Annotated in this window: 14 protein-coding genes; 10 read left to right on the top strand and 4 right to left on the bottom strand. The window is 61.9% G+C overall.

Annotation, left to right across the window (positions count from 1 at the left end):
- Positions 1–129: 129 nt before the first annotated feature.
- The 4 genes from NVV77_RS12650 (at position 130) to gyrB (ending at position 5,688) form a co-directional block, all read left to right on the top strand.
- Positions 130–543 carry a hypothetical protein gene (locus NVV77_RS12650; protein ID WP_295413741.1) on the top strand — a complete coding sequence of 138 codons (414 nt, stop codon included), beginning with the start codon at positions 130–132 and terminating at the stop codon, positions 541–543.
- 173 nt (positions 544–716) lie between these two features.
- Positions 717–1,838: a DNA polymerase III subunit beta gene (gene dnaN, locus NVV77_RS12655; RefSeq protein ID WP_295413743.1), complete on the top strand. Its 1,122-nt coding sequence runs from the start codon at positions 717–719 to the stop codon at positions 1,836–1,838.
- Between the two features lie 160 nt (positions 1,839–1,998).
- Complete coding sequence (gene recF / locus NVV77_RS12660) at positions 1,999–3,111, top strand: DNA replication/repair protein RecF (protein WP_295413745.1); 1,113 nt, start codon at positions 1,999–2,001, stop codon at positions 3,109–3,111.
- 123 nt (positions 3,112–3,234) lie between these two features.
- The gene (gene gyrB, locus NVV77_RS12665) at positions 3,235–5,688 is read left to right on the top strand and encodes a DNA topoisomerase (ATP-hydrolyzing) subunit B (protein WP_295413747.1); all 2,454 of its coding nucleotides are present in this window, start codon (positions 3,235–3,237) and stop codon (positions 5,686–5,688) included.
- A gap of 102 nt (positions 5,689–5,790) precedes the next feature.
- Here the strand turns inward: gyrB and NVV77_RS12670 are convergent, their stop codons facing one another.
- Positions 5,791–6,240 carry a DUF6389 family protein gene (locus NVV77_RS12670; RefSeq protein ID WP_295413750.1) on the bottom strand — a complete coding sequence of 150 codons (450 nt, stop codon included), beginning with the start codon at positions 6,238–6,240 and terminating at the stop codon, positions 5,791–5,793.
- Between the two features lie 124 nt (positions 6,241–6,364).
- On the opposite strand from NVV77_RS12670, the gene NVV77_RS12675 reads away from it, so the two are divergent.
- Positions 6,365–7,075 carry a phosphotransferase gene (locus NVV77_RS12675; RefSeq protein WP_295413753.1) on the top strand — a complete coding sequence of 237 codons (711 nt, stop codon included), beginning with the start codon at positions 6,365–6,367 and terminating at the stop codon, positions 7,073–7,075.
- 3 nt (positions 7,076–7,078) lie between these two features.
- Here the strand turns inward: NVV77_RS12675 and NVV77_RS12680 are convergent, their stop codons facing one another.
- Positions 7,079–7,384: an alkylphosphonate utilization protein gene (locus tag NVV77_RS12680; protein WP_295413756.1), complete on the bottom strand. Its 306-nt coding sequence runs from the start codon at positions 7,382–7,384 to the stop codon at positions 7,079–7,081.
- Between the two features lie 191 nt (positions 7,385–7,575).
- On the opposite strand from NVV77_RS12680, the gene NVV77_RS12685 reads away from it, so the two are divergent.
- Entirely contained in the window at positions 7,576–8,598 is a 1,023-nt protein-coding gene (locus NVV77_RS12685) for an LLM class flavin-dependent oxidoreductase (RefSeq protein ID WP_295413757.1), read from the top strand.
- On the opposite strand, the gene NVV77_RS12690 is transcribed toward NVV77_RS12685, so the two are convergent.
- Positions 8,595–9,116 carry a hypothetical protein gene (locus NVV77_RS12690; protein WP_295413759.1) on the bottom strand — a complete coding sequence of 174 codons (522 nt, stop codon included), beginning with the start codon at positions 9,114–9,116 and terminating at the stop codon, positions 8,595–8,597. The genes NVV77_RS12685 and NVV77_RS12690 overlap by 4 nt on opposite strands.
- 42 nt (positions 9,117–9,158) lie before the next feature.
- Positions 9,159–9,509 (bottom strand): hypothetical protein, encoded by a 351-nt coding sequence (locus tag NVV77_RS12695; protein ID WP_295413762.1) that lies wholly within the window; start codon positions 9,507–9,509, stop codon positions 9,159–9,161.
- Positions 9,510–9,833: 324 nt separating this feature from the next.
- Between NVV77_RS12695 and NVV77_RS12700 the strand changes: the two genes are divergently transcribed.
- The 4 genes from NVV77_RS12700 (at position 9,834) to NVV77_RS12715 (ending at position 13,963) form a co-directional block, all read left to right on the top strand.
- Complete coding sequence (locus NVV77_RS12700) at positions 9,834–12,545, top strand: transglycosylase domain-containing protein (RefSeq protein WP_295413765.1); 2,712 nt, start codon at positions 9,834–9,836, stop codon at positions 12,543–12,545.
- Positions 12,546–12,649: 104 nt separating this feature from the next.
- A complete protein-coding gene (locus tag NVV77_RS12705) occupies positions 12,650–13,129 on the top strand; it encodes a glutathione peroxidase (RefSeq protein ID WP_295413768.1) in 480 nt (159 codons plus the stop codon).
- Between the two features lie 73 nt (positions 13,130–13,202).
- Entirely contained in the window at positions 13,203–13,664 is a 462-nt protein-coding gene (locus NVV77_RS12710; RefSeq protein WP_295413769.1) for a Crp/Fnr family transcriptional regulator, read from the top strand.
- Positions 13,661–13,963, top strand: a complete 303-nt coding sequence (locus tag NVV77_RS12715; protein ID WP_295413772.1) for a SelT/SelW/SelH family protein — start codon at positions 13,661–13,663, stop codon at positions 13,961–13,963. Before NVV77_RS12710 ends, NVV77_RS12715 begins: the two co-directional genes overlap by 4 nt.
- Positions 13,964–13,973: the final 10 nt, after the last annotated feature.

Here is a 13,973-nt window from a genome sequence, read left to right on the forward strand (position 1 = left end):
GGTCTATCCGTCGGCTTCCATGTCGATGACGTCATCCCCGCGCAAGCGGGGATTTCGCATTTTGGCTCGGGGGCGCTGTGTCCCCGGCGCGACAATTTCCAATTCTCTTCAAATTGACAGAACTGTGCCTTGATCTCGCCCGGGCCGACCGGCACCCATGGGCGCATGATCAGATTTGCCGTTCTCTTTGCCACTCTCCTCCTGACCTCGCCCGTCCTTGCGCAAGGTCTTTCTGCTGACGCCATCGCCAAGCAGAACCAGGCTATCGCCATTCGCGTGCAGCAGCAGCTCATGGCCTGCTGGATCGTGCCGCCGGGCGAAGAAGATCAGCGCCTGGCGCTCGACATTGCCTTTTTTGGCGACGGCCGGCTCGATGGCGAGGCCATGCTGGCGCCGGAATCGGCCAAGGCGGCCAGCAAGCGCGGCGCGCTGACCGACAGTATTCTGGCGGCGGTCGATCGCTGCGTGCCGTTCGAGGGGCTCGAGGCGTTGGGGGCGGAAGCCGATGAGCGTTTTTCCGTAACGGTCTACTTCCAGAGCTGATCCACAGATTGGCGCAATTGGTGGGTCGCGCGGTTTCCTGCGGAAAACCGCTCCCCACTTTTCCGCACCACGCTCTAAACGCCTCGCTGGCCTTGCCAACCGGTTACGAGAATGTAAACGTCCCTGCCCGGCCTCGGCCGGATTGCTGCGCTTTTTTGGGATAGATGCCGAATATGAAAGTCACGCTCGAACGCAACCATCTGCTCAAGTCCCTGAGCCATGTGCATCGGGTTGTGGAACGCCGCAACACCTATCCCATCCTCGCCAACGTGCTGTTCAAGGCGAGCGACGATCATGTCGAGCTGCGCGCCACCGACCTTGATATCGAGGTGACGGAATCGGTGCCTGCCATGGTGTCCACGTCGGGCACGACCACGGTGCCGGCGCATACGCTCTATGAAATCGTCCGCAAGCTTTCTGACGGCGCCGAAGTGCGCCTCGAAACCGATGGCGGCGAGAACATGGTTCTCACCTCCGGTCGCTCGCGCTTTAACCTGGCGTGTCTGTCGCCCGATTCCTTCCCGGATCTGAAGTCGGGCGCCTTTGCCCATGAATTCGACGTTTCGGCCGCGCTGCTGCGCGAGCTGATCGAGCGCACCCAGTTCGCGATCTCCAACGAAGAGACGCGCTACTATCTCAACGGCATCTATTTCCACGCTGTCGACAATTCGCAGACGGGTCCGCTGTTCCGCGCTGTCGCGACCGACGGTCACCGCATGGCTCGTGCTGAAATCGCAGCGCCCGAGGGCGCGCGCGGCATGAGCGGCATCATCGTGCCGAAAAAGACCGTGGGCGAAGTGCAGAAGCTCCTCGACGGTGTCGATGGCGATGTGAAGGTGGAAGTTTCGGACACGAAAATCCGCTTCACCGTTGGTCCGGTCGTGCTGCTCTCAAAGCTGATCGAGGGCACGTTCCCGGACTACGATCGCGTGACGCCGAAGAACAATGACAAGCAGATGCTGGTCGATCGCGGCGCCTTCGCGGTGGCTGTCGATCGCGTCTCGACCATTGCCTCCGATCGCGGCGGCAAGGCGGTAAAACTGCAGGCGCACGATGGCCTGCTGGAACTGTCGGTGACCAATCCGGACCATGGCACGGCGAGCGAGGAGCTGGCGGTCGATTTCGACGTCGACAGCTTTGAGATCGGCTTCAATGCGCGGTATCTGCTCGACATCATCACCCAGATCCGCTCGGAAAGCGCCGTCTTCCTCTTCAACGACGCCAATTCGCCGACGCTGGTGAAGGAAGAGGGCGAGGCAAATGCACTTTATGTGCTGATGCCGATGCGCGTGTGATTTTATTGAAGTGAAGGCCCCCTCACCCGGCCCTGCGGGCCGACCTCTCCCCCAGGGGAGAGGTGTCGCTTCGCGACTTTGGCACACTCCCACCTCTCCCTCGGGGAGAGGTCGCCGCGAAGCGGCGGGTGAGGGGGCCTTCCTTAGGCGGGCCAAAAAAATGATCCGCCACATCTCCCGGCTTCGGCTTTCTGCCTTCCGCAACTATGCCTCCGCTGCGCTCGATCTTGATGAGCGCCATGTCGTGCTGACCGGGTCGAACGGCTCGGGCAAGACCAATCTGCTTGAGGCCGTTTCGGTGCTCTCGCCGGGACGTGGCCTGCGCGGTGCCAGTTTTGAAACTCTGCAGCAGCAGGGTTCGGATATTGGTTGGGCTGTGGCGGCAACCATTGAGACCGATGACGGGCCGGCCGATATCGGCACCGGCGCCTTGCCCGATGGCGGGCGGCGGGTGCGGGTCAATGGCGCCAATGCGCGTTCCATTGAGGCCATGAGCGACTATCTGCGCGTGCTCTGGCTGACCCCGGCGATGGATGGGCTCTTTTCCGGCCCCGCGGGCGAGCGGCGGCGGTTTTTGGACCGGCTGGTGACGACGCTGATCCCGTCGCACTCTTCTGCCGTTTCCGACTATGAAAAGGCCATGCGGCAGCGCAACAAGCTGCTCGAAGACGGCACCGACCCGCGCTGGCTCAATGCCGTGGAAGTGCAGATGGCCGAACTCGGCGCATCGATCCACCTCAACCGCGCCGACAGCCTCGCCCATCTTCAGGCGCTGATCGCCGAAAGCCTAGACGATGCCAGTTTCCCCGCGGCAAGGCTGTCGCTGACCCCGCTCTTCGAGGATGGCGCGGAGGCGACGACCTCGGCCGAGCTTGAAGCTCTTCTGACGCAGCGCTGGCATGCGGCACGCGGCCTTGATCGCGCGGCTGGGCGCACCACATCAGGTCCACACCGGGTCGATCTTGAAGTCATGCATGCGCAAAAGCACATGCCTGCGGCTCTGGGGTCGACCGGAGAGCAGAAGGCGCTGCTCATCGGGCTGATCCTGGCCCATGCGCGGCTGGTGCGCCTCAGGACCGGCATCGTGCCGTTTCTGCTGCTCGACGAGATTGCTGCCCATCTCGATCCGGACCGGCGGCGGGCACTGTTTCTGGCGCTCGACGGGTTGGGAACGCAGTGTTTTCTGACCGGGACCGACCCCGTTCTCTTCGAGGCTCTCGAAGACCGGGCGCAGCGTTTTACCGTGCGCGAGGGCCGCGTGGCGCGGGACTAGTGCAAAGGGCGGCAAATGTGCCCCTTATGCCCACCAAAAGCCACGAAAACCGGCAATTTTCTTGGGGTTCAAGCCCCGTTCCGGTAGAACCAAGTAACCAAAAGTACGAGTGATTCGGACCCCATGAGCGATAGCGAAAATCCGACCCCGAACGAGTATGGCGCCGACAGCATCAAGGTGCTCAAAGGGCTCGATGCCGTGCGCAAGCGCCCCGGCATGTATATCGGGGACACGGATGACGGTTCGGGCCTGCATCACATGGTCTATGAGGTGGTCGACAACGCCATCGACGAGGCTCTTGCGGGCCATGCCGATCTCGTGACCGTCACCCTCAATGCCGACGGCTCCTGCTCGGTCAACGACAATGGCCGTGGCATTCCGACCGGCATTCACGCCTCTGAAGGCGTCTCGGCGGCCGAGGTCATCATGACCCAGCTCCATGCCGGCGGCAAATTCGACCAGAATTCCTACAAGGTTTCCGGCGGTCTCCACGGCGTGGGCGTGTCCGTCGTGAACGCGCTATCGGTGTTCCTGAAACTCAATATCCGCCGCGATGGCTCCATCCATGAGATGAGCTTTACCCATGGCGTGGCCGATGCGCCGCTCAAGGTGATCGGCACCTATGTCGAGAACAAGCAGCCGGGCACCTATGAAGGCCGCTCGGGTTCGGAAATCACTTTCCTGCCCTCGACCGACACCTTCACCATGGTGGATTTCGACTTCAAGACGCTCGAACACCGCCTGCGCGAACTGGCCTTCCTCAATTCTGGCGTGCGCATTTTGCTGCGCGATCATCGCCATCCCGAGCCGCTTGAGGTGGAGCTGTTTTACGAAGGCGGTCTCGAAGCCTTCGTTCGATATCTCGACAAGTCCAAGGCGCCGGTGATCGAGGCGCCGATCACCATGATCTCGGAAAAGGACGGCATTACCGTCGAAGTGGCGCTGCAGTGGAACGACAGCTACCACGAGAACGTGCTGTGCTTCACCAACAACATCCCGCAGCGTGACGGCGGTACGCACCTCGCAGGCCTGCGCGGTGCGCTGACGCGCCAGGTGACGGGCTATGCGACAAGCTCGGGTATCGCCAAGAAGGAAAAGGTCGAGCTCAACGGCGACGACACGCGCGAAGGCCTGACCTGCGTGCTGTCGGTCAAAGTGCCGGACCCGAAATTTTCGAGCCAGACCAAGGACAAGCTGGTTTCCTCCGAAGTCCGCCCCGTTGTCGAAAACATCGTCAACGAGAAGCTCGGCCAGTGGTTCGAAGAGCATCCGAACGAAGCAAAGATCATCGTCGGCAAGGTGGTGGAAGCCGCCGCTGCCCGCGAGGCCGCGCGCAAGGCACGCGAACTGACCCGCCGCAAGGGTGCGCTCGAAATCTCCTCGCTGCCGGGCAAGCTGGCCGACTGCCAGGAACGCGATCCTGCAAAATCGGAAATCTTCATCGTCGAGGGTGACTCGGCAGGTGGTTCGGCCAAGCAGGGCCGTGACCGTTCCAACCAGGCTGTACTGCCGCTGCGCGGCAAGATTCTCAATGTGGAACGCGCGCGCTTTGACCGGATGATCTCGTCCGACCAGGTCGGCACGCTGATCACCGCGCTCGGCACCGGCATTGGCCGCGAAGAGTTCAACGCCGACAAGCTGCGCTACCACAAGATCATCATCATGACGGACGCCGACGTCGACGGCGCCCATATCCGCACGCTGCTGCTCACCTTCTTCTACCGGCAGACGCCGGAGCTCTTGGAACGCGGCCACATCTACATTGCCCAGCCGCCGCTCTATAAGGCGACGCGCGGCCGCTCCGAGCAATATCTGAAGGACGAGCGCGCGCTCGAAAACTATCTGCTCGATGCAGGGCTCGACGAGGCCGTGTTCACGACCCGCGACGGCGTCGAGCATGCCGGGCCCGACCTCCTGTCGATCCTGCAGCAGGCGCGCGACATCGACTATGCGATCAAGAACCTCAACACGCGCTACAATCGCAATCTTGTCGAACAGGCCGCGATTGTCGGCGGGCTCGATCCCGATGGCATGGCCGATCCGGAAAAGAGCGCCGAGACGCTGAAGCGCGTCGCCAACCGCCTTGACCGTATTTCGGACGAGCTGGAGCGCGGCTGGAGCGGTGTCATCACCGACGAAGACGCGCTGGCCTTTTCGCGCACCGTGCGTGGCGTCACCGAGACGCACCAGATCGACCGGGCGCTGCTGCAATCGGCCGACGCACGCAAACTGCGCCAGCTGGCAGGCCGGCTCGACGAACTGTTTGGCGGCGTACCGACGCTCAAGCGCAAGGGCGACACGATCAGCATTTTTGGGCCGAGCTCGCTGTTCAAGGCGGTCACCGATGCCGGCCGCAAGGGTGTTTCCCTGCAGCGCTACAAAGGTCTTGGCGAAATGAATGCCGAGCAGCTTTGGGAAACGACGCTCGATCCCAATGCCCGCACCCTGCTGCGCGTCGAAATCGACGAGACCAGCGAAGCCGACCAGATCTTTACTGCGCTCATGGGTGACCTCGTGGAGCCGCGCCGCGAATTCATTCAGGACAATGCGCTCAATGTGAGCAATCTGGACGTCTAAAAGTTCCCGGAAGCATAACGACGAATTCAATCGCAAAGGCCCAGGAAGTTCTTCTTCCTGGGCCTTTCTGCTGTGTGGTGAGGAAGAGGGGTTCTGCATTGCTCAGGGCGTCAGTTGAACCGTGCCTCTGGTGCCATGGCGCTCTTCTCCGCATATATAAGCTGGCAAGCCCCTGCTGGTGCCGCCGAAGGCAGGCCAGAGTTCCTCCACCCACATCGTCGCGGTGTCGACAATCACGTCGTTGACTTCGAACGGCAGGGAAAAGGGATCAAAGAGAGGAACGTCCGGCTGAAGCCTGCCATCGACATAGCGGACCTCAAACAAGGTACGACAGCCGTGGATCGCCTTGTTGAGAGCATGCAGCTCCGGCCCATCAAGGTGGATCAGAACAGTGAACATCCCATCCGGATCCTGGCTGGGATGAACCATAATCTGCACGGCGCGGGCCTGCTCCGGTAAAACCGCATCAAAACTGCGCAGGGTTTGGATGGCCGTGGCCGACTGCTGGCGAAGGATCGACATGAGTTCGCTGCGATAGGTCAACTCGTCCATCTTCTGCTCTTCCGTGTCGCGTCACGCTGCACCTAGCATGGGCGCCATCGCCGGTCATAGTATCGGCCCGTCGCTTCTGTCTTTAGTGACGTTGGGGCCAATCACGAACATTGGATGGGACGCAATGGACGGCGAGGAGTTCGAGTTGCGCGGTGGGCAGGTCAACAGGGTCGTCCGCCTTGGCGGCACGGTCCGACGGAGCATGACCTGGGACCGCGCCATGACCCATCAGGCGCTGCGCCATCTCGAAGCAGTGGGTTTTGATGGCGCGCCGCGTTTTCTGGGGCTCGATGATCTCGGCCGCGAAATCCTGACCTTCCTGCCGAGCGACCTGCCAGCCGAAGCCGATGGCTTTTCCGATGCGCAGCTGGCGACCGCCGCAGCGCTGCTCCGAAAATTCCACGATGCGACGGAAAGTTTTGCGCCCGTCCGGAACAGTGGCGCGGAGATTTTGTGCCACAACGATTGGACGCCCGCCAATGCCGTATTTCGGGGGGCAACGCCCTACGGCATGATCGACTTCGATACGGTGGCGCCGGGCACGCGGCTTTGGGATGTTTCTTATAGCGCCTGGACCTGGCTCGATCTTAGCGATCCCGCCTACTCTCCCCAAGAGCAGTTGCGGCGCCTTGAACTCTTTTGCATGAGCTACGGCCATCCTTCCTGCACCGTGCCGCACCTGGCAGCCTATCTGCCGACGCGGCAGGCGGGACGGGCGCGCTGGGCACGGGATCGAAACATGCATGAGGCCGAGGCCTGGGCGCTAAAGTGCATGTATTGGACGGTTCAGCATTTGACCGAGCGTGTGCACGCCACGGGATTGCCGGAACGATGAGCGCTAACGCTTGCGCACGAATTCGGTGCGCAGGACAAGGCCCTTGATCGCGTCGTGCCGGCAATCGATCTCTTCGGGATTGTCGGTCAGCCGGATCGACTTGATGACCGTGCCTTGCTTCAAGGTCTGGCCGGCGCCTTTAACTTTCAGATCCTTGATCAGAACGACGGCATCGCCGTCCGCGAGCACGGTGCCGGAGGCGTCGCGCACTTCGAGGGCGTGGCCTTGCGCCGTAGCCGTCACTTCCGAGGCCGGGCGCCACTCGCCGCCTACCTCGTCATAGACATAGTCATCATTGGAATTGGTCATGCCCTTCCTATTGCAGGCGAAAGCCTTCGTGCCAAGCCCGGCGTCCGCTATGGCCCGCCGCAGCAAGGTGCGAGGAACGAACGGATTATCGTTCACTCGCGCGGACCAATCCGTTCCGATTGGCCGCCTTGTGCCAAACCGTGCCGCGCCCTAGCTATGACCCAACATGAATTGGGCCCCATGAGGCAAAAATGAAAAAGATCGGCTTTCTGTCCTTCGGGCATTGGAATCCTTCGCCGCAATCGGGCACGCGCTCGGCGGGCGATGCGCTGCTGCAATCGATCGACCTGGCTGTTGCTGCGGAGGAATTGGGGGCCGATGGCGCCTATTTCCGCGTGCACCATTTTGCCCGCCAGCTGGCTTCGCCCTTTCCGCTGCTGGCGGCCGCTGGCGCAAAAACCAAAAAAATCGAACTCGGCACGGCCGTGATCGATATGCGCTATGAAAACCCGCTCTACATGGCCGAGGATGCCGGCGCGGCTGACCTCATCGCCGGCGGGCGCTTGCAGCTGGGCATTTCGCGTGGCTCGCCCGAGCAGGTGATCGACGGCTGGCGCTATTTCGGTTTTGCCCCCGAAGAGGGCAAGACCGATCAGGATATGGCGCGCCAGCATGCCGAAGTGTTTTTGGAAGTCTTGAAGGGCAAGGGCTTTGCCCAGCCCAATCCGCAGCCCATGTTCCCCAATCCGCCGGGCATGCTGCGGCTGGAGCCGCATTCGGAAGGCTTGCGCAACCGCATCTGGTGGGGTGCGGCGAGCGACGCGACGGCGATCTGGGCGGCCAAGATGGGCATGCATCTGCAGTCCTCGACGCTGAAATTCGATGAGAGCGGAAAGCCGTTCCACATCCAGCAGGCTGAACAGATCCGCGCCTATCGCGCCGCCTGGAAGGAAGCGGGCCACACCCATGAACCGCGTGTTTCGGTCAGCCGCTCGATCTTTGCTCTCGTCAATGACGAGGACCGGGCATTCTTTGGTACGGGCCGCTCCGAACAAGACCAGTTCGGCTATATCGAGCCGGAAAAGCGCGCCGTCTTTGGCCGCGGCTATACGGCGGAGCCCGACAAGCTGATCGAGGAACTCAAGCGCGACGAAGCCATCGCCGAAGCCGATACGCTGCTGCTCACCGTGCCGAACCAGCTCGGTGTCGACTACAATGCCCATGTGATCGAGAGCATTCTCACCCATGTGGCGCCGGGTCTCGGCTGGCGCTAGGGCAGGCTGAAGCTTGACCCCTCGCAGCCATTGGCGCGCCAGTAGCTGCCCACATCGGTGAAACGACCGGTCGCCGCCTGCTCGACGTGGGCGGCGAAGGCCATGGCGCGGCATTCGTTGGGGCCGGCGACGACATGCACCAGTTCGTGCAGGATGGTGAGGGTGCGCAGGGCATCGGCGCCATCGGTTGAAAATTGCGGGCAGAGGACGAGGCTGACTTCGCCCTCGCTTGGCGGCAGGCGCACGAAGGCGGCGTAGCGCGAACAGGAATTGTTGGTCTCGCTGCCGTTCTCGACGCGCATGGTGATGGTGCCGCCCCAATGGCTTGAGGTAAATTTCCTGAACGTCAGCGCGGCGCGATAGGCGGCGACGTCGACGCCGAAAAGCTCGGCCGGAAGTTTTTGGCGCGCGGTTTCGAACTGGCTGATGGCCCGGTCGAAGGCCGCGTCCATCATATCGGCGCGGGCGGGCGCGAGGGTCGCCAGCAGAAAAACGAGGAGCGTGAGGCAGAAGCGCATACGGCTTTCTGCCCGCTCATTGGGGCGCTCGCAAGGCCCTGATCAGGTCGACGGCCCGGTAAGAAAGGGCATGATGTCGACGCCGTCGCCGGGAAAGACGGAAAAATGCGGGTGGTTCTCGAAGAGCTTTGCCGCGGCCTCGATGGTTTCGGCCTCGACGACGATATAGCCGCAAAAGGAATTGGTCGCCGGCGCCGCCCCATTCTTCGTCACGCGCAGCGTCTTGCCGACCATGCCGCCGTGATCGGGGAAGGAGGCAGCATTCTTCTTCTCCCACTTGGCCCATTTCTTGAGCCCGATGTCGTCGACCGCGTCCTGATCGGCCTTGGGCATGGCGCGGAAACGGGCGAGATCTTCCGGCTGCATCGTATAGACGGCGAGAAAGCGGGGCATGGCGCGCTCTTCATGCTGGGTTTGGGAGTTTTCAGACTATGTCCGCCGACTGCAGAAGTCATCCGGGTGAAAAGAGCTGTTCCAGATCGGGTCAGCAAATGGCCTGTGGCGGCGGGGCCACACTGGGGTCGCCACCGTTGCAAATCCCATAAACCGGCCACATTTACCGCGGAAAAGCGTCTCATCCGAACGCGAGACGCAGCAGAGACGGGAATTCCCGTCCACAGCGCGCCAGAGGACTTTAACCTCCTGCTTACCTTTTGTTTCCCTCATGGAGAGAACAGGATAGAAGCGGGATGAGACTCCCTAGGACAGGTTTGCTCGATGGACTTCCGCATTTCGGCCGATGATCGCGTTGGTGCCCAGCCCAATAGGGGTGCCAAGCCGCAAGCGCGCGCCGCAAAAGGCCAGCGCGTCGAGCCGAGCCTTGGCCAGTCCGTTGGCGGTTTTGTCGATGACGAACGCTCCGGCGGTCCCATCGGCGGTGGTGGCGGCAATGGCGGCAAGCCGCCGCGTGGCAAGAAGCCGGCGCGCGCCGAAAAGGAGCCGCGTCGCGGCAAGGCCGAAACAGCAAAACCCAAGAAGCGCCGTTCGCGCTCGGGCGGCTTTCTCATGGGGCTGCTCTGGTGGGGTTTTGTCGCCTGCCTCTGGGGCGGGCTCGCCGTAATCGGCATCATCGTCTACTACGGCGCGCAGCTTCCCTCGTCCAATAGCTGGGCCATTCCCGATCGTCCGCCCAATATCCGAATTCTGGCGGCCGACGGCAGCCTGATCTCCAATCGTGGCCAGACCGGCGGCGAGGCCGTCACTTTCCGCGAATTGCCGCAATACGTGCCCGCAGCCTTCATCGCCTCGGAAGACCGACGCTTCATGAGCCATTTTGGCGTCGACCCCATTGGTCTCATCGCCGTGGCCGTCGGATCCGTGCAGGCGCGCGAAGTGACGCGCGGTGCTTCGACGCTGACCCAGCAGGTCGCCAAGAACCTCTTTCTTACCCCCGACCAGACCCTGGGCCGCAAGGTGCAGGAAGCGATCCTCGCTATCTGGCTCGAGCAGAATTTCACCAAGGAAGAAATTCTCGAACTCTATATGAACCGCGTCTATTTCGGTTCCGGCGCCACCGGTATCGAAGCTGCGGCGCAGACCTACTTTGGCGTTTCCGCGCGCAATCTTTCGCTCGGCCAGGCCGCCATGCTGGTCGGCATCCTGCCTGCGCCTTCGGCCTATAATCCAAAAGCCAATCCGCAGCGCGCCATCGAGCGCCAGCGCCTCGTGCTCAATTCCATGGCGCAGGAGGGCTATATCACCCGCGAAGAAGCCGATGCGGCGCAGATTTCGTCTGACCAGGGGACGGTGCGCACGGTGGTCGCTGGGTCGGAATCCTATGTGGCCGACTGGGTCGAAAGCCTGATGACCGCCTATATCGGCGAGATCAAGGACGACGTGGTGGTGCAGACCACCATCGACTGGAAGATGCAGAAGGACGCCGAGTTTGCTGTCCGCGAGGCTGTGGTCAATGAAGGCTCCAAGCGCGGCTTCACGCAGGGCGCGCTGGTGGCCATGGATGTCAATGGCACGGTGCGCGCCATGGTCGGCGGCGTCGACTATCAGGCAAGCCAGTACAATCGCGCCGTGACCGCCAAACGCCAGCCCGGCTCGACCTTCAAGCCCTTCGTCTATATGGCCGCCATGGAAAAGGGTTATACGCCCGATACTTTGGCTGAGGACGCCCAGTTCGAATATAATGGCTGGAGCCCGCGCAACGCCTCGGGCAAATATGCCGGCACGGTTACGCTGCGCCAGGGTCTTGCCTATTCGCTCAATACTATTGCCGGACGCCTTGCCATCGACGTGACGCCGGAAGCCGTCATCGACGTTGCGACCCGCATGGGCATTTCCTCGCCCATGACGCCGGTGCCCTCCATCGCGCTCGGCACGCAGGAAGTGAACCTGCTCGAATTGACCTCGGCCTATGCGCCCTTTGCCAATGGCGGCATGGGTGTGATCCCCAATGTGATCACCAAGATCAATTCCAAGGATGGCACGCTGCTCTATGAATCCTCCGATGCCGGCCCCGGCCGCGTCGTCGATCCCAATGTGCTCAGCGAAATGAACGACATGCTCAAGACTGCCGTGGAAGTCGGCACCGGGCGTGGCGCAAATCTCGGCGGTTGGGATTTTGGCGGCAAGACCGGCACCAGCCAGAACGCCCGCGACGCGCTCTTTGTCGGCTATACCTCGGCCATGGTCACCGGCGTGTGGCTGGGCAATGACAATGACACCAAGACGACACTGTCGGGCGGCAATGTGCCGGCGGCGATCTGGTCCGAATTCATGACCAAGGCCCATGCCGGCCGCTCGCCGGTTGGCATTCCCGGTGGCTCCTATCAGGGCCAGTTGATTGCCCAGCAATTGATCGACCCGGTGACCGGGCAGCCGGTGATTGACCCCACCACGGGCCAGCCGCAGGTGCAATATGTCGATGGCGGCACCGGCCAGCCGGTGCAGACCATGACCGATCCGACGACGGGTCAGGTTGTGGCCATCGATCCAGCCACGGGGCTGCCGAATACGAATCTGGCTCCGGTCGGCATGGGGGCCTCTACCAACCCACCGATCCAGACCGGGCAGATGACCGATCCCACGACGGGCCTGCCGATCAATGGGGGTTTTGACCAGACCCAGCAGCAGTTCGATGCGCAGGGACAGGCCATTGATCCGGTGACCGGCCTGCCGCTGCAGACCGATCCCAATGCTGGTTTCACCACCGATCCGAACGCGGCCTTCACGAATAATGCCGCCCCGATCGATCCGCAGACCGGTCTGCCCATGGTGCTGGTGGTCGATCCGGCCACGGGCCAGCAGGTCTGGGTGCCGAGCGCTCCTGCGGCCAACCAGCAGCAGTTCCAGGGCCAGCAGGTGCAGCCGACCAGCCCCTTCGCGCCGCCAGCAGCCGTGGGCCAGCAGCCCCAGCAGCCGGTCTATCAGAACGAGAATTCACAGCGCACGCTGATGGATCTGCTCTTCGGCAACTGATTTGAGGCCCCGGGAAACCGGGGCCTTTTTCATTGTGCCGCATTGAACTGGGTCACCTTCGGGTGCACATGAGACGATCTCCCTCTGCCTACCCGGAAAATTCCATGACCACGCTCGCCGATTTCACCCTGCCTCTCCTGAGCGGCGCGCCGCAAAATCTTGCCGATTTTTCCGGCAAGGTGGTGCTGGTGGTCAATGTGGCGAGCCAATGCGGTCTGACCCCGCAATATGCCGGGCTCGAGGCGCTCTATAGGCAATATGGGGATCGCGGCCTCGTCGTTCTGGGCTTTCCGTGCAATCAGTTTGCGGGACAAGAGCCTGGAACCAGCGAAGAGATCGCCAGCTTTTGCGAGATCAATTACGGCGTCACCTTCCCGATCTTTGAGCGCATCGACGTCAATGGCGATGCGGCGCACCCGCTTTACCAGTGGCTCAAGGAAAGTGCGCCGGGGCTTTTGGGCAGTGAGGCGATCAAGTGGAATTTCACAAAATTCCTCATTGGTCGCGACGGCAAGGTGGTGGAGCGCTATGCGCCTGCGACCGAGCCGGCCGATATTGCCGGCGATATCGAGAAGCTGCTTTAGGCGCCCGCGAGCCAGATTGCTTTGCGCCACAAAGCCTTTAGTCTAGAAGGCGGCGGATGAACGAGGGCGGGCCATGGCCGACATTCTCGACTATTGCAAGGATCTGAAAAAACAGCGCTTCAAGTCGGGGCAGGTGATCCTGCCCGAAGGCGAGCGCTTCGGAAAACTCTATGTGCTCGTTGAGGGCCAGGTGGAGATCATCCGCGAGCGCACGCAGGTGACCCATGTGGACGAGCCAGGCTCGATTTTCGGCGAAATGGCGGTGCTGCTCGACATGCCGCATTCGGCGACGGTAAAGGCCCTGTCCGAGGTGGAAGCCTATGAAATTCCCGATGCCCTGACCTTTCTCGATGGGCATCCCGAATTCTCGCTGCATATCGCCACCATGCTGGCGCGGCGGCTTTATTACACCACTTCCTATCTCGTCGACCTGCAGCAACAGGCGGCCGGCAAACGGCAGGATCTCGACCTCGTCGATGAAATCCTCGCAAGCCTGGTCGACCCGAGCGAGACGGGCAAGAAGAAGCGCAAATGAGCGACGAGACGACGCCGAAACTGGCCGTAACAATCACCTATTGCACGCAGTGCAACTGGATGCTGCGTTCGGCCTGGATGGCGCAGGAACTGCTGTCCACCTTTTCAATCGAACTGCAATCGGTGACGCTGGTGCCGGGCACCGGCGGCATTTTCGAGATCCATTTTGGCGATGAGCTGGTCTGGGAGCGCAAGCGCGATGGCGGCTTTCCCGATAGCCGGGTGCTCAAGCAAATGGTGCGCGACCGGATCGATCCCGAGCGCAGCCTTGGCCATATCGATAGCGTTGCAAGCAAATAAGTCTTTCCAA

Origin of the sequence: Devosia sp. (assembly GCF_024707125.1) — a bacterium.
Taxonomy (GTDB): Bacteria; Pseudomonadota; Alphaproteobacteria; order Rhizobiales; family Devosiaceae; genus Devosia.